The sequence below is a fragment of the Solirhodobacter olei genome, from assembly GCF_004010155.1.
Lineage (GTDB): Bacteria > Pseudomonadota > Alphaproteobacteria > Rhodobacterales > Rhodobacteraceae > Solirhodobacter > Solirhodobacter olei.
Genome location: NZ_RRYH01000041.1, coordinates 1 through 14,505, shown reverse-complemented (window position 1 = coordinate 14,505; position 14,505 = coordinate 1). Strand labels below are relative to the sequence as shown.

General features: G+C 64.5%; 15 protein-coding genes. 8 read left to right on the top strand and 7 right to left on the bottom strand.

Annotation, left to right across the window (positions count from 1 at the left end; genetic code table 11):
- Position 1: 1 nt before the first annotated feature.
- Both EIP85_RS20405 and EIP85_RS20400 read right to left on the bottom strand, forming a co-directional pair.
- Positions 2–298 (bottom strand): DUF6522 family protein, encoded by a 297-nt coding sequence (locus tag EIP85_RS20405; protein WP_127904066.1) that lies wholly within the window; start codon positions 296–298, stop codon positions 2–4.
- Positions 299–343: 45 nt separating this feature from the next.
- Positions 344–604, bottom strand: a complete 261-nt coding sequence (locus EIP85_RS20400) for a DUF2249 domain-containing protein (protein ID WP_127904065.1) — start codon at positions 602–604, stop codon at positions 344–346.
- 99 nt (positions 605–703) lie between these two features.
- On the opposite strand from EIP85_RS20400, the gene EIP85_RS23080 reads away from it, so the two are divergent.
- Both EIP85_RS23080 and EIP85_RS20390 read left to right on the top strand, forming a co-directional pair.
- Positions 704–955 (top strand): hypothetical protein, encoded by a 252-nt coding sequence (locus EIP85_RS23080; RefSeq protein ID WP_127904064.1) that lies wholly within the window; start codon positions 704–706, stop codon positions 953–955.
- 154 nt (positions 956–1,109) lie between these two features.
- Positions 1,110–1,541 (top strand): RrF2 family transcriptional regulator, encoded by a 432-nt coding sequence (locus EIP85_RS20390; RefSeq protein ID WP_127904063.1) that lies wholly within the window; start codon positions 1,110–1,112, stop codon positions 1,539–1,541.
- Between the two features lie 114 nt (positions 1,542–1,655).
- Here EIP85_RS20390 and ubiV read toward each other — a convergent pair whose 3' ends face one another.
- From ubiV to ubiT, 3 genes are read right to left on the bottom strand one after another with little or no spacing between them, the layout of a single operon-like run.
- Entirely contained in the window at positions 1,656–2,573 is a 918-nt protein-coding gene (gene ubiV / locus EIP85_RS20385) for a ubiquinone anaerobic biosynthesis protein UbiV (protein ID WP_127904062.1), read from the bottom strand.
- Between the two features lie 4 nt (positions 2,574–2,577).
- Entirely contained in the window at positions 2,578–3,597 is a 1,020-nt protein-coding gene (gene ubiU, locus EIP85_RS20380) for a ubiquinone anaerobic biosynthesis protein UbiU (protein WP_127904061.1), read from the bottom strand.
- A complete protein-coding gene (gene ubiT, locus EIP85_RS20375; protein ID WP_127904060.1) occupies positions 3,594–4,097 on the bottom strand; it encodes a ubiquinone anaerobic biosynthesis accessory factor UbiT in 504 nt (167 codons plus the stop codon). The genes ubiU and ubiT overlap by 4 nt, the downstream gene beginning before the upstream one ends.
- 507 nt (positions 4,098–4,604) lie before the next feature.
- Between ubiT and nirK the strand changes: the two genes are divergently transcribed.
- Positions 4,605–5,792, top strand: coding sequence for a copper-containing nitrite reductase (gene nirK / locus EIP85_RS20370; protein ID WP_127904059.1), 1,188 nt, complete (start codon positions 4,605–4,607; stop codon positions 5,790–5,792).
- 296 nt (positions 5,793–6,088) lie between these two features.
- On the opposite strand, the gene EIP85_RS20365 is transcribed toward nirK, so the two are convergent.
- A complete protein-coding gene (locus tag EIP85_RS20365) occupies positions 6,089–7,108 on the bottom strand; it encodes a nucleotidyltransferase family protein (RefSeq protein WP_127904058.1) in 1,020 nt (339 codons plus the stop codon).
- 714 nt (positions 7,109–7,822) lie between these two features.
- A complete protein-coding gene (locus EIP85_RS20360) occupies positions 7,823–8,758 on the bottom strand; it encodes a LysR family transcriptional regulator (protein WP_127904057.1) in 936 nt (311 codons plus the stop codon).
- Between the two features lie 137 nt (positions 8,759–8,895).
- Between EIP85_RS20360 and chvE the strand changes: the two genes are divergently transcribed.
- From chvE to EIP85_RS20335, 5 genes are all read left to right on the top strand, one after another.
- Positions 8,896–9,960: a multiple monosaccharide ABC transporter substrate-binding protein gene (chvE, locus tag EIP85_RS20355; protein ID WP_127904056.1), complete on the top strand. Its 1,065-nt coding sequence runs from the start codon at positions 8,896–8,898 to the stop codon at positions 9,958–9,960.
- A 63-nt stretch (positions 9,961–10,023) separates the two neighbouring features.
- Positions 10,024–11,541 carry a multiple monosaccharide ABC transporter ATP-binding protein gene (gene mmsA, locus EIP85_RS20350; RefSeq protein WP_127904055.1) on the top strand — a complete coding sequence of 506 codons (1,518 nt, stop codon included), beginning with the start codon at positions 10,024–10,026 and terminating at the stop codon, positions 11,539–11,541.
- A 10-nt stretch (positions 11,542–11,551) separates the two neighbouring features.
- Complete coding sequence (gene mmsB / locus EIP85_RS20345; protein ID WP_127904054.1) at positions 11,552–12,787, top strand: multiple monosaccharide ABC transporter permease; 1,236 nt, start codon at positions 11,552–11,554, stop codon at positions 12,785–12,787.
- 3 nt (positions 12,788–12,790) lie between these two features.
- Positions 12,791–13,762, top strand: coding sequence for an AraD1 family protein (gene araD1 / locus EIP85_RS20340; RefSeq protein ID WP_127904053.1), 972 nt, complete (start codon positions 12,791–12,793; stop codon positions 13,760–13,762).
- A 29-nt stretch (positions 13,763–13,791) separates the two neighbouring features.
- On the top strand, positions 13,792–14,505 hold a 714-nt coding region (locus EIP85_RS20335), incomplete at its 3' end, for a dihydroxy-acid dehydratase domain-containing protein (RefSeq protein WP_206615609.1).

The window sequence follows — 14,505 nt, the reverse complement described above, 5'->3', positions numbered from 1 at the left end:
TTCACCGACCTTCCGTCTTCGGTCCGGGACCTGTGTTGCCGCGCGTGGCGGTCAGCGGCACCGTGACGCAGGTCAGAACCCGCCCCGTCTCGTCGGCGACGATCCGGGACCTGCGGTGGGGGGAGAAAAAGGTCAGGCGGATCCGGCCCGAGTCCTCCCCCTCGCCCCGTTCGAGCCGGCTTGTGATCGCGCCCTCGCGCATGCCGCGCTGCAGCTCTTCGGGGCTCAGGGCAAGCGCCCGGGCGAGGTAGGCGGCCTCGACCTGCGCGCGCCCGCTAACGAATTCGATCCGTGCCATATTTGCCTCTTTCCGTTTCCCTGGACGCATCGGAGAGGGACGCCCCTATGCCTCCGCCGTGCGGGTGATGGCGAGCTGCCACTCCTCGGGCCCATCTTTCAGCCATGCGCTCTCAAAGAGGCCTGGCCAGTTGGCCTCGATATGCCGCAGCAGCGGGAGCGGGGCGTGATCGTTGATCAGAACGAAGCTCTCCCCCGGCAGCAGCCGCTCGAGCGCGGCGAAAACCGTTGCATGTCGTTCGGGCGGAATGAGCGGGCGAAGGTCCAGGACGGTGGTCGCCTCGGTGGAGTCGGCGTCGGTCGGCATGACGGCTTTCCTTTCTGAAGATGGCCGCAGACTGCACCCTAAAAAAATATTGTCAATATTTCTTTTTTCCGATAGGTGAACCTCAGAATGGAGGGGACGATGGCTGACCGAATGCAGCAGTGTGTCACCTGCCCTAGTCGGGCAACGGCCAAGCGCACGCCGGCAGACCGCATCGCCGGTCACCACCACCCATTTGTCCGCCGCCTCGATCTCTGGCGTCTCGTTGTGATCGGCGGCGGCGATGCCGCGATGGACTGCGTGCGCACGGCGGTACGGCAGGGCGCCGCCGGGGTCACCTGCCTCTATCGGCGCGACCGCGCAAACGTGCCCGGCTCGGCGCGTGAGGCTTAACATGCCGAGGAGGAAGGGCATCGCCTTCGGCTGGCAGAACCAGCCCGAGGCGCTGATGGATGTGTCGGTGGACGTGATCACCTCGCGGCCGGAACTGGAAGCCAGTGCGACGGCGAGGTAAGGCGATGACCAACGACCTGCGGAGGAGCGCCCCATGCGGCTGACCATGGCATCCGACTACGCCCTGCGCGTGCTCCTCTTCGCTGCAGCGCACGGGGAGCGGATGATCACCATCGAGGAGACGCTCGCGGCCAACAACATCTCGCGCGGGCACCTGATGAAGGTGGTGCGGGTGCTGGCGAACAAGGGGTTTCTGCGGTCGCAGCGCGGGCGTACCGGTGGCTTCACGCTCGGCCGAAGACCCGCGGATATCCGCCTCGGCGATGTCGTGCGCGCGACCGAGCCCGACTTCCGCATCGTCGAATGTTTCGGCCCGGGTAGCGACTGCGCGATCCTCCCCGCCTGCCGCTTGCCTCGCATCCTGAATGAAGCGCTGGCGGCCTTCATGGCAGTCATGGACGCGCATACACTCGAAGAACTGATCCTGCGCCCCGGCGATTTCGGCCTGAGCCTGCCGGCGCAGTGACCACACGGGGGCGGTCCGCCCCAAGAGCCGTGCGATCCCGGGACGGGTTGAATGTCGTGGTCGGCGACGGAGCCTCGTCCCCTCGCCGACCATCAACTGGGCCGTTTCGCCGTTTCAGGATGAGGCAGCCGCCCCAATTCTCTCGATCCGGCGATAGCCGGCAGCGCCGTGATAGAAACCGTTGCTGAAGCCCGTTCCGGCACATAGGCCACCGAGGCGATCCCGGGCCTGCCCGGCCTCGAGATGCCCTGCAAGACAGGCGGCGAACACCTCCGCGACAGCCACCATGTCCACGTCCTGCGGCATGAGGCGGGCGTGGGAGACACCCATCCTCTGCAACGCCGGCAGTTCGTCCAAAAGCTCGACATAGCTCTCGGACTGGGTCTGGATTCCATTGACTCGAAGGATTGCGCCGCCATCGCGTGTGGAAAGCGGCATCCCGTCGGGATCCTCTTCACAGACGAACTGGCAGTTGTCCTTTATCCGTCCGTGGGCGCGTGCGTGATAGCAGCGCGCCGAGACGGCAAGCGGCGCTCGCCCGAAGACCTGAACCTCGACACCGATCCCGAGCGCCCCGGCCGCCTTCGACGCCGCCGCGATCGCTTCGGAGGGCATCTCGACCGGGAGGCAGACGTGGCTTGCCCCCTGCCCGGCCAGCCAGGCGATCGTCGCCTCGTTGTAGGCGTTGAGGAAGGGCCCGATCCGGTGCGGCCGGCCCCGTCGCGCAAAGAGCCCGGAGGCGTTGTTGATCTCGATCTCGGGACGCTCCAGCGAGGCGAGGCCCGCCGTCGCCTCGCGCTCGCGCTTGAGCATCACCTCGGCGAGCGACGACAGAACGACCGTCTTTCCCGCCCGTTCCAGCCGGGCGATCACCTCCGGCAGTTCGCGCTCGAAGAACGGTGCGCGCTTCGAGCAGATCACCTCGCCAAGATAGACCGTGCCGACCGGCACCTCGTCGGCGATGCGCGCGTAGAAGTCGCGCTTCTTTTCGGCGGACCAGTGATAGGCGATCGGGCCAAGAGTGAGTTCCATCGCCTTACCTCCACTTCTTCGATTTGAATGCGCCCTGGGTTTCCTTCTGGCCCTCGGTCAGGGCGACCAGATCAGCAAGGTTCGGCTCGGCGCCGGCGCGAATGTCGTCCACCGCGCGACGGAAATTCGACACGACGCTGCGGACATAGGATTTCGACCGCTGCCGGCCCTCGATCTTGAAGGCGTGGACGCCGGCGGCCATCAACTCGGGCAGGAGCCGGCCGAGGTTGAGGCTCACGGGCTCCTCGAAGGCGTAGTATCCTTCTGGCCGGTGCGGGGCGACATAGCGGCCCTTGCAGATCGTCGGGTAGCCGGCGTTCTCCTCTGGGCCGAAGGCGTCGATCGTGAAGCCTGCGAGGCAGCTTCGCATCGAACCGTCCGCCTCACGCTCATAGGTCACGTCGGAGGCGGGGGAACACACGCCGTCCATGTTCGTCGACTGTCCGGTGAGCCAGTTGGTCAGGCTGCACCGCCCCTCGACCATCAGTCCGTGATTGCCGAAGACGAAGGTTTCGATCTCGCAGGGGATCTCGCGCTTGATCTCGCGGATTTCCGGTATCGTCAGGATGCGCGGCAGCACCACGCGGCGCACCCCGAAATGCTGGCAATAGTAACGGATCGCTTCAGGGCTGGAGGCGGCGGCCTGAACCGAAAGGTGAAGCCGGGCGCCGGGGTGCGTTTCGGCGATGTAATGGGCGACCCCCATATCCGCGACGATGAAGGCATCCACCCCCGCCCGCACACCGATGTCCGCGGCGTCCCGCCAGAGGCCGACCTTGCCCGCAGGCGGGTAGGTATTGAGCGCGAGGAGCACACGAGCCCCCCGGGCATGAGCGTAGGCAACCGATGCCTCAAGTTCCTCGGCCGTGAAATTCAGGCCGGGGAAGTTGCGCGCGTTGGTGGCGTTGCGGAAACCGCAATAGACCGAATCCGCCCCCGCATCGACAGCGGTGCGCAGGGCAGCCGGGGTACCGGCCGGGCAGACGAGTTCGCCGGCCGCCGAGAAGTCACTCGTTTCGTTCATTGTCTTCCGCTTCTCCGCCTGAGGATGTTGAGGACCGCCCGCCCGGGCGGGCCGAACAGATCGGCCGTCTCCTGGGCAACCGATCCATCGATATCGTCGAGCGCGTTGCGCAGGCTGACGACGGCCTCGGTGTTGCCGGAGATCGTGAGGTCGCGCGAAAAGAAGGCAGCGTCTCCATCGCTTTCTCCATCGACCAGTTCCAGCAGCAGCAGGAAGCGCCCCTCGATACACGCGTGAAAGGGCGGCAGGCGATCCTTCGGCACGGCCCTGAGCATCGGCGCCGACGGCTCGGGGCGCAGATGCAGCGCAAAGGGCAGTTCCTTTGGCACGATGACAAAATCCGCCGTTTCGTAAGGTGCGATCCGGGCAAACATCTCGGGGTGATGCGCAGCTATACGGCGAACGACCCGACCGAGAACTGGACGCAGAGCGGTACACATCAGCCCAACGGGCATCATGCGCCCCGGCGGCGGACCCACGGCGGCATCTGGAGCATTCATCTCAGTCTCTCCTCTTCAGCGCACGCTTCCCGGCCCGGACCTTACGCCCCGGTCAAGGGCATTGCTGCGGGGCAAAACCGCGCGGTCCCGTGGTCGGGCCAGACGATCCGCTCCACGATCACTCGGCCAACGCCGGAGCTCGCTTGCCTCCTGCGGTTCGGATCGAACGCTGCTTCCGGAATGCGCCTCAAACCTTCCGCGATGGCTGCACTCTGCCGAGCCTACTTCGCCCCTTCCACTCAGGGCATGGCCTGCACCAGTCAACGACAGCCCGGCTACAGGCTCAGCTCGAGCCGTGGAGAGACCGATGGCCGAAGGATTGCGGCAGAAACCGCCGGGTTCGTGAACCGGCTAGTCGGCCCTGCCGAAGATGGCCCGGGTGCCAATACCAGCGCAAACACGACTAAGTTTGCGCGAGAACAAATAGCATACTTTTTTTGTCGGATATGGAAATGCCATCGACGACCGGACTGAGCCAGCCGCCGAAACTCGATGATGGAGATCATGATGGCTATTCATTCCACGGAGACGGCATGCAACGCGGGCCGGCGAGCCTTCCTGACGGCAGGCGCGACCGCCTCGGCAATGGCTGGGATCGTTCTCGCGGGCGCTCCCGGCAAGGCACTCGCGGAAACCGCTTCTGCCGCGCCTCCGGCGGCCGATCCGCTCGGGATCCCGACCGACAAGATCAATATCTCCACTCTTCCGCGCGAGAAGCAGACCCTTGTCGCCCCGCCTGCCGTGCCGGACCACGAACAGGTCGCCACCGGCGGCCCGAAGATCGTCGAGGTGACGATGACCGTGCACGAGAAGAAGATGCAGATCGATGACGATGGCACCGAGATCTGGGCGCTGACCTTCAACGGCTCCGTCCCTGGCCCGATGATCGTCTGCCACCAAGGCGACTACATCGAGCTCACGCTGCGAAACGCCGCGGAGAACGTATTCGAGCATAACGTCGATTTCCACGCCTCGACGGGCGCACTGGGTGGTGGCGCTTTGACCAAGGTCTCACCCGGAGAAGAGGTGAAGTTGCGCTTCCGCGCGCTGGAGGCCGGCGTCTTCGTCTACCACTGCGCGCCTGGCGACATCATGGTGCCCTACCACGTCACCCACGGGATGAACGGGGCGGTCATGGTGCTGCCGCGCGACGGGCTGAAGAAGCCCGACGGCTCGGCCCTTCGCTACGATCGCGCCTTCTACATCGGCGAGCAGGACTTCTACATCCCGCGCGACAAGGACGGTGCCTACAAGTCCTACGCCTCGGCGGGCGAGGACATGGCCGACTGGATGGATGTCGCCCGCACTTTGACCCCGACCCACGTCGTCTTCAACGGCCGCGTCGGTTCGCTCGCCGGCAAGAACGCGATGCAGGCCAAAGTGGGCGAAACGGTGCTGATCGTCCACGCCCAGGCAAACCGTGACACCCGGCCCCACCTGATCGGCGGTCACGGCGACTACGTCTGGGAAACCGGCAAGTTCGCCAACCCGCCCCAGGTCGACCAGGAAACTTGGTTCATCCGAGGAGGCTCCGCCGGCGCGGCGGCCTGCACCTTCCTTCAGCCGGGCGTCTACGCTTACCTGAACCATAATCTGATCGAGGCGTTCATGCTCGGCGCGGTCGCCCGGTTCAAGGTCGAGGGCAAGTGGGACGACAGGATCATGGCGCAGATCGGCAAGCCAACCGCGGCCTGATCCCCACTGGGCGCGGTGCCCGGCGCCGAGTGCCCCACGACTCCTGGCCGCCTTGGCGGCCACACTTCCCTGGCCGCAGGTCCGGTCAAGGGCTGGTGGCAGCGGGCATCTCGCGGATGACGGACACTGCGATCACTGGGTCCGCTGTCCGAGGAACCATCCCTCCCACCGCGTTACGATCGGGTCGATCAGGCGGCATTCGTCGGTCGTGTCCTCGAGTGCTTCCAGCATTCCGAGAAGGCCTACCCGCACATTGAAACGCGCCTCACCGCCGGAGTGCGCCGAGAACCCGTTTGTCAGCGCAGCGCGTCGAGGCGCGCGCGGGTTTCCGGCATTCGTTTCAGTGTGGCATCGAGACGCGCCCGCCACTGCGGCCCTTTCTCCCGGGCAGCCTCATAGGTTTCAAGAAGGTCCTCCGGGCGCTCTTCACTCAGAACCTCGATCAGGAACGCCGCCTGGGCACGGTCCTTACGCGCCTTGAGCTGGTCGGGATCCGCCCGGCGCCGATCCGCGATGATCAGCTTGTGGATCGCGAACCGTTCCGGTCTCGGGATCTGCACAAGGGCGCCAGACCGATATAGAAACGGGACCTGGATCGGATCGGCGATCAGGTAGTTCAGATGATGCAGGCTCTGGGCACTGACCCCTAGCGCTGGCAGGTCCCGTAGACCTTCGTGCTCCTCGAACGACGGTGTCAGGAACTCCACCAGTGTCGAGCGATCGGTTTGCCGCCAACGCCAGACCTTGCTCTTCTCCAGCGGCGGCAAAGGTTCGAACTTCAGCGTCGAAAAGACATCCGCCAGGCTCTCGTTCACCGTGTCGCCCAATGCGATCGACAACCGTTCGAAATTTGCAATGTCGATATCGTCCGTGATGGCGGATTGATCGAACGCGATCCGCACACCGAGCTCCCCCTCGTAGAGCCGGAACGCTTGCGTTCCAACAAGCGTGCCACCCAGCCGGAAAACACCCGACCGCTCCATCGCGGAGATGATCTGCCCTGTGGCCGCGTCACTCATGAGATAGCCTTCGGCGCGCAGGATACGCATCAGCCGCGCACGCTCGCGCTCGCCGGTTTTCCGAGCCTCACCGATCTCCCGGGCGCGTTCGAGCCGCGCACGCAACTCTTCGCTGTCCTCTCCGATGTAGCGGTCCACAACCTCGGACCCGATCCGGAAGTGATCATACCAGTATGATCTTCCTCCGACCGTCCGCATCTTTGGCACACCCCGGAGATCCGAGACCCGGGCGTCTTTTAGAAGACGCAGAAGATCCGACCAAGCGGCTGAGCCGATCTGACTGTGATATGTAACCATGCCTTACACCACAAACATTTGTCTGTGGTGTATATAGCCAAAACCATACACCACGTAATTTTTTTTGTGGTGCATAACCTGGGCGACCCTTCGCTTAAGAGACCCCAGCCTCCGACCGGCGATGGGGTGCCGGGAGACTCTGTCTCTCGTGGAGGCAAAAGGAGATCCGGAAGGTCTGCCCATCCCGGCCTTTCGCCTATCTCATTCCCGCGGCGACCATTTTGGGTTATCTCCACCAGGATGGGGATTTCCGATGAGACCCGCAATCTCACCAAAACGGGATCAGCTGGCCCCGTTCAGACCGGCCTGAGCGCGAGCGACCAGTTCCATCCGTCATGCCGCAATCCCAACAGCTGGCAATCCAAGCAGAGGTCTCGGATGCTCCTCTCTCCACCGCAGTTTGCGATACGACCGCACCGCCTTTATTCGGGGGTGTCGCGGACATCCGTCGCTCCGCTGTACGGAGGTTTCGGGACCTGAGCTCATTGGCCAATGGTCAACACAAGCCGTACGAGCTCCGCCTTCCTGCGCATGCCGCTCTTGGCATAAACGCCTTTGCCTGATTTCACACGGTGTGAATGCTGACGCCGAGCTGTGTGCCAGAGTGGGTCTGCAACGATCCTTTAGACTCAATCGTCATGTGCCAGCTTCGGTCCGATGTCCTCAGCGCCGGCCGGCGAGGTTCTGGGACTTGGATGCTCAAGTCAAAGCCCCTCACGCAGAGCTTGCGACTGCGCGCTCCCGGCAATGCTGGTAGAGCCTTTGAGCGATCGGCGACAGCAAGCGGTCGCGCGCCCGGAGCAGTTGGTAGGGCACCACATTGATCGGGTTGGTCAGCGCGAGGATCCGGAAGCGGGCAGCGATGCTTTCACCCACCATGAGGTCCGCCACCTCACGCGTCATCGCGGCGACTGCATCCGACTCGACGAGCAGCGCCATGATGAAGAGCAGCGAGGAGGTCGTGACCACATCGCCCGGCGGCGGACGACCGATCGCTGCGTAGGCGGTCTCGACCGCCTGCCGGATTGGCGCGCCGCGCTGCTGCAAGATCCACGGCAGGTTCGCCAGTTGGGACAGCTCGAGGCTGCTGCGGGCGGCAAGCGGATGGCCAGCCCGCACCAGGAGAACGACGTTCTCATGCAGCGCCGGTTGGATGTCGAAATCGGCCGGATCGAGATCCTCCGGGAGGCGCGCGAAGGCAAAGTCGAGCTCACCTCGCGCAAGGGCACCGACCAGGGCGGCGGAGGGAGCGACCTCCACGGCGATATCCGCGCGCGGAGCTTCGGACTTCAGCGCGAGCACCGCGGGCGCCACCGAACCCAGGGCCGGTCCGGTCACCGCGCCAACCCGCACCCGCCCGCCGCGGCCGCTGCGGAAATCCATCAGGTCGCGCTCCATGTCACGCAGTTCTGCCACCACGCGCGCCGCGCGCCGGGCGACGACCTCGCCGATGAAGGTCGCAACCATGCCCTTCGGCGTCCGTTCGAAAAGCGGCGCGTAGAGGTCACGCTCAATATCCGACAACATTCGCGACGCCGCCGGCGGGCTCATGTTGCAGGCCTGGGCGGCGAGCTGAAGTTGGCCGTGCTCAGCAATCGCGCTGACCAGACGGGCCTGCGCCGGCCGGAGATTGGTAAGGCGTTCGGGCATTGATGTTACCGCTTTTGTTAATCGAATTAATCATATTGGTATTTGTTTGTTATGTCACGCACGGATAACGATTGCGTGGGCTCGGGTTTGTGAGCCGACTGGGGCCGCGGAGGGCGGCCCTCAGAGGGAGGAGACAGATGAAGGTTCTGCATCTCGCGAGCGCGCTCGCGATCGGTATTTCTATGCTCGCTGGTCCGGGTCAGGCCGCCGACAAGGGCACCATTGGCATCGCCATGCCGACGAAGTCCTCGGCTCGCTGGATCGCCGACGGCAACAACATGGTGAAGCTCTTCCAGGCGCAGGGGTACAAGACCGACCTGCAATACGCCGAGGATGACATCCCCAATCAGCTGAACCAGATCGAGAACATGATCACCAAGGGCGACAAGGTCCTGGTGATCGCGGCGATTGATGGGACGACGCTTTCGAACGCGCTGGCCAATGCGGCAGCGTCCGGAATCAAGGTCATCGCCTATGACCGCCTGATCCGCGACAGCGCGAACGTCGACTATTACGCCACCTTCGACAACTTCAAGGTCGGCGTGATCCAGGCCAATTCGCTGGTCAATGGTCTCAAGCAGCGCTTCCCGGGTGTGCATCCCTGGAATGTCGAACTCTTCGGCGGCTCACCGGACGACAACAACTCCGGCTTCTTCTACAACGGTGCCATGTCGGTGCTGCAGCCGATGATCGATAAGGGCGATATCAAGATCGTCTCTGGTCAGATGGGCATGGACAAGGTCGGCACGCTGCGCTGGGACGGCGCGGTGGCCCAGGCGCGGATGGATAACCTTCTGTCGGCCTACTACACGACCGCGCATGTGAACGGCGTGCTCTCGCCCTATGATGGGCTGTCGATTGGGATCCTCTCCTCGCTGAAGGGCGTGGGCTACGGTTCGGGCGACCTGAAGATGCCGGTGGTGACCGGGCAGGATGCCGAGATCCCCTCGATCAAGTCGATCGAAGCAGGCGAGCAGTATTCGACCGTGTTCAAGGACACTCGCGAACTGGCCAAGGTCACGGTGGAAATGGTTAACGCCATGCTCTCGGGCGGTACCGTGCCGGTCAACGACACCAAGACCTACAACAACGGTGTGAAGGTCGTGCCGTCCTACCTTCTGACGCCCGTTCTGGTGGACAAGACCAACTACTCCAAGGTCCTGGTCGACTCCGGCTACTACAAGGCCGATCAGCTGAAGTAGGCCAAGGGCCGGGCCCCGCCGCATCTCTCCCCGCGGCGGGGCGCTTTCATGGACATAGAACACATGGTCCCCATCCTTGAGATGCGCGGCATTACCAAGACCTTCCCGGGCGTCAGGGCGCTCGACGAGGTCAGCTTCCAGGTGATGCCCGGTGAAATCCACGCCCTTGTCGGCGAGAACGGCGCGGGTAAGTCGACCCTGATGAAGGTGCTCTCCGGGGTCTATCCCCACGGCACCTACGAGGGCGAGATCCTCTACGAGGGAGCGCCCGTCCAATTCTCCGGCATCCATGACAGCGAGGCACGGGGGATCATCATCATCCACCAGGAGCTGGCGCTGGTGCCGCTGCTCTCGATCGCCGAGAACATCTTCCTCGGCAACGAGCAGGCGTCGCACGGCGTGGTGAACTGGCACGAGACGATGTCGCGTGCCCAGGCACTGCTGAAGAAGGTCGGGCTGGCCGAGGCGCCGGGCACACTGGTCGACAAGATCGGCGTCGGAAAGCAGCAGCTGGTCGAGATCGCCAAGGCGCTTTCGAAGAACGTGAAACTCCTGATCCTAGACGAGCCGACGGCGGCACTGCAGGAGAACGACTCGCGCAAGCTTCTGGACCTGATGCTGGAGTTGAAGGCGCAGGGCGTGACCTGCATCCTGATCTCGCACAAGCTCAATGAGGTGCGCTACGTGGCCGATACGGTGACCGTGATCCGCGACGGTCGCACGGTCTCCAGTCGTCCAGCCCGGTCAGGCCTGTCGGAGAACGACATCGTCCGTGACATGGTCGGCCGCGACATGTCCCAGCGCTACCCGGACCGCGACCGCCAAGCTGGCGAGGTCCTGATGGAGGTCACCGGCTGGAACGTCTGGCACCCGGACCATGCCGACCGGCATGTGATCCGCGACATCTCCTTCGACGTGAAGGCTGGCGAGGTCGTCGGCATCGCAGGGTTGATGGGCTCGGGCCGGACCGAGCTCGCGATGTCGATCTTCGGTCGCAGCTGGGGCCGTCAGATCAGCGGCGAAGTGAAGCTGCGCGGCAAGCCCGCCGATGTGAGCCGCGTGGACCGCGCGATCGACGCCGGCATGGCCTATGTCACCGAGGACCGGAAGGCCCTTGGCCTGATCCTCGAGGAAACCGTTAAGTTCAACACTTCGCTTGCCGATCTCGAGGCTGTGGCAAGCCGCGGCGTGCTTGATGACATGCGCGACATTGAAGTGGCGGAACGCTACCGAAAGGCGCTCGGCACCCGCACGCCATCGGTCTTCCAAAAGGTCGGCAACCTCTCCGGCGGCAACCAGCAGAAGGTGGTGCTGGCCAAATGGCTCTTCACCGGGCCGGAGGTGCTGCTTCTCGACGAACCCACGCGCGGCATCGACGTCGGCGCGAAATACGAAATCTATACCATCATCAACGAGCTGGCGGCGGAAGGGAAAGGCGTGATCATGATCTCGTCCGAAATGCCCGAGCTGCTGGGCATGTGCGACCGGATCTACGTGATGAGCGAAGGCTCCTTCGTGGCCGAGCTTCCGGCAGCCGAGGCCTCTCAGGAGCGGATCATGTCGCTCATCGTCAGCGAATGAGGAAATCCAGATGACCATGCCTGTCCAGATCGAATCCGAAACGCCGGCGACGGGGATCGGGGCCTACCTCAGTTCGCACATGCGCGACTACGGGCTCCTCTTCGCGCTGATTGCGATCATGGTCTTCTTCCAGATCGTGACCAACGGCACGCTGATGCGGCCGGTGAACATCACCAACCTGTTCCTGCAGAACAGCTACATCATCATCATGGCGCTTGGCATGCTGATCGTCATCGTGGCCGGGCATATCGATCTCTCGGTCGGCTCAGTCTCGGGCTTTATCGGCGCGGTGGCGGCGGTGATGATGGTACAGCTTCACCTCCCCGTGCTGGTGACGGTCGTGGCGACGCTGGCACTCGGCGGCGCAATTGGCGCGGCGCAGGGCTACTGGGTGGCCTATTGGCGGATCCCATCCTTCATCGTCACGCTGGCGGGGATGCTGGTCTTCCGGGGCGCCTCGCTTCTCGTGCTGAACGGGCAGTCGGTCGGACCCTTCCCGCGCTCCTTCCAGATCCTCTCCAACGGGTTCGTGCCTGACGTGATGCCGGCCGCCGTGACGAAGCCCCTCGCCGCGGCGGTGGGCGCGTTCAACTTCAACATGCTGGCCATGGGCATCGGTGCTGTCGTGGCACTGGCAACGATCTGGATGGGCCTGCGTGGCCGCGCCCGCGCCCGCCAATACGGCATGGAGAAGGAGCCGCCGGCCTTCTTCTGGGTCCGCAACCTTGTCGTCCTTGGCGCCTTCCTGTTCCTGACCTTCAAGCTCGCCACCTTCCGCGGCCTTCCGAACGTGCTGGTGACGATGGGGATCCTGATTGTCGTCTACGCCTTCGTGACCGAGAACACTGTGCTCGGCCGACGGATCTACGCGCTTGGGGGCAACCTGAAGGCCGCGAAGCTCTCGGGCATCAAGACCTCCTGGCTGACCTTCCTCGCCTTCGTGAACATGGGAGTGCTCTCGGCGCTCGCAGGGCTGATCTATGCCGCACGGCTGAACACGGCGACGCCAAAGGCGGGTTACGGGCTAGAGCTCGACGTGATCGCCGCGGTCTTCATCGGCGGCGCCTCGATGGCCGGCGGCTCGGGCAAGATCGTCGGCGCTGTCGTTGGCGCCTTCATCATGGGCGTAATGAACAACGGCATGTCGATCATGGGGATCGGCATCGACTACCAGCAGATGATCAAGGGACTCGTGCTGCTCGCGGCCGTGATCTTCGACGTCTACAACAAGCAGAAACAGGGCTGAAAGATGCATCTTTCACAACTGGTCGGCGGCGGAGTGATCTGCCGCCAGGGCGAGGCTGCGCGCCTGCTGCCCGGACCCGCCACCATCTTCGAGCTGGCAGAGGAGGCGGTACGCCGTGCCATGCCGCTCGCAGAGATCCTGCCCCGGGGCGGCGAGAAAGTGGACCTCGCAGCGCTTGCCGCCTCTAACCGGCTGGACGTGCCGCTGCGCCATCCGGAACCCGCGCGGATGTATCTCACCGGCACCGGGCTCACGCATACCGGCTCCGCCTCGGCGCGCGATGCGATGCATGCGGCGCAGGCAGGCGAGGCCTCGGACTCTCTCAAGATGTTCCGCATTGGACTCGAGGGCGGGCGCCCCGACCCAGGCCTTGCCGGCGCTCAGCCCGAGTGGTTCTACAAGGGCCCCGGCACCGAGGCCGTGGCCCCCGGCGCGGCCCTCGCCTCACCCGCCTTCGCACTCGACGGCGGCGAGGAGCCTGAGATCGCGGGCTATTACCTGATCGGGCCGGACGGCCAGCCCTGGCGGATCGGATTCTCGCTCGCCAACGAATTCTCCGACCATGTGACCGAACGTATCAACTACCTCTATCTCGCGCATTCGAAGCTCCGCCCGGCCGCCTTCGGGCCCGAGCTGCTGCTGGGCGAGTTGCCGAAACGCATCGAGGGCCGCTCCCGTGTGCTGCGCGGGGGAGAGGTGATCTTCGATGCGCCGTTCCTGTCGGGCGAGGATCACATGTCCCATTCCATCGCCAATCTCGAGCACCACCACTTCAAATACGCGCCCTTCCGGCGGCCCGGCGACCTGCACATCCACATGTTCGGTACGGCGACACTCTCCTTCTCGCGCGGCGTCACTGCGCAGGAGGGGGACGTCTTCGAAATCTCGGCGCCGCCCTTCGGGCTTCCACTGCGCAACCCGCTGACCGTGCTGTCGGGCGACCCCGAACGCGCGGTACCCATCCGCGCGCTTTGACCTGAACCGTAAACAGGGAGACCGAAGAGATGACCGCAAAGACCTTCACGCCGGCCTCCTGGCCCCGCCGCCTCCGTTCGCAGGAGTGGTATTCCGGCACGTCACGCGACGCGATCTACCACCGCGGCTGGTTGAAGAACCAAGGCTACCCGCATGACCTCTTCGACGGGCGTCCGGTAATTGGGATCCTCAACACCTGGGCGGAGCTTACCCCCTGTAACGGACACCTGCGCGAGTTGGCCGAAAAGGTGAAGACCGGCGTCTGGGAGGCCGGCGGCTTCCCCGTCGAGGTGCCCGCCTTCTCGGCCTCGGAAAACACCTTCCGCCCCACCGCGATGATGTTTCGCAACCTCGCCGCCATGGCGGTGGAAGAGGCGATGCGCGGCCAGCCGATGGATGGTGCAGTTCTTCTTGTGGGCTGCGACAAGACCACGCCTTCGCTGATGATGGCCGCGGCCTCCACCGATCTGCCCTCGATCGTTGTTTCCGGCGGGCCGATGCTGAACGGCTGGTTCCGGGGCGAACGGGTCGGCTCCGGCACCGCGCTCTGGCAGATGTCGGAGGCAATCAAGGCCGGCGAGATGTCGGAGGCCGATTTTCTCGAGGCGGAGCAGGCGATGTCGCGCTCCTCCGGCACCTGCAATACGATGGGCACAGCCTCCACCATGGCCTCGATGGCCGAAGCGCTAGGGATGGCACTCTCAGGCAACGCAGCGATCCCGGCCGTGGACGCGCGTCGCCGC

What these genes read in the sequence shown, in the direction of transcription:
- EIP85_RS20365 (WP_127904058.1), bottom strand. Translation starts at nt 7,108, where the DNA reads ATGGTTACATATCACAGTCAGATCGGCTCAGCCGCTTGGTCGGATCTT.
- EIP85_RS20405 (WP_127904066.1), bottom strand. Translation starts at nt 298, where the DNA reads ATGGCACGGATCGAATTCGTTAGCGGGCGCGCGCAGGTCGAGGCCGCC.
- EIP85_RS20400 (WP_127904065.1), bottom strand. Translation starts at nt 604, where the DNA reads ATGCCGACCGACGCCGACTCCACCGAGGCGACCACCGTCCTGGACCTT.
- EIP85_RS20390 (WP_127904063.1), top strand. Translation starts at nt 1,110, where the DNA reads ATGCGGCTGACCATGGCATCCGACTACGCCCTGCGCGTGCTCCTCTTC.
- ubiV (WP_127904062.1), bottom strand. Translation starts at nt 2,573, where the DNA reads ATGGAACTCACTCTTGGCCCGATCGCCTATCACTGGTCCGCCGAAAAG.
- ubiT (WP_127904060.1), bottom strand. Translation starts at nt 4,097, where the DNA reads ATGAATGCTCCAGATGCCGCCGTGGGTCCGCCGCCGGGGCGCATGATG.
- nirK (WP_127904059.1), top strand. Translation starts at nt 4,605, where the DNA reads ATGGCTATTCATTCCACGGAGACGGCATGCAACGCGGGCCGGCGAGCC.
- mmsA (WP_127904055.1), top strand. Translation starts at nt 10,024, where the DNA reads ATGGTCCCCATCCTTGAGATGCGCGGCATTACCAAGACCTTCCCGGGC.
- EIP85_RS20360 (WP_127904057.1), bottom strand. Translation starts at nt 8,758, where the DNA reads ATGCCCGAACGCCTTACCAATCTCCGGCCGGCGCAGGCCCGTCTGGTC.
- EIP85_RS23080 (WP_127904064.1), top strand. Translation starts at nt 704, where the DNA reads ATGGCTGACCGAATGCAGCAGTGTGTCACCTGCCCTAGTCGGGCAACG.
- chvE (WP_127904056.1), top strand. Translation starts at nt 8,896, where the DNA reads ATGAAGGTTCTGCATCTCGCGAGCGCGCTCGCGATCGGTATTTCTATG.
- mmsB (WP_127904054.1), top strand. Translation starts at nt 11,552, where the DNA reads ATGACCATGCCTGTCCAGATCGAATCCGAAACGCCGGCGACGGGGATC.
- ubiU (WP_127904061.1), bottom strand. Translation starts at nt 3,597, where the DNA reads ATGAACGAAACGAGTGACTTCTCGGCGGCCGGCGAACTCGTCTGCCCG.
- araD1 (WP_127904053.1), top strand. Translation starts at nt 12,791, where the DNA reads ATGCATCTTTCACAACTGGTCGGCGGCGGAGTGATCTGCCGCCAGGGC.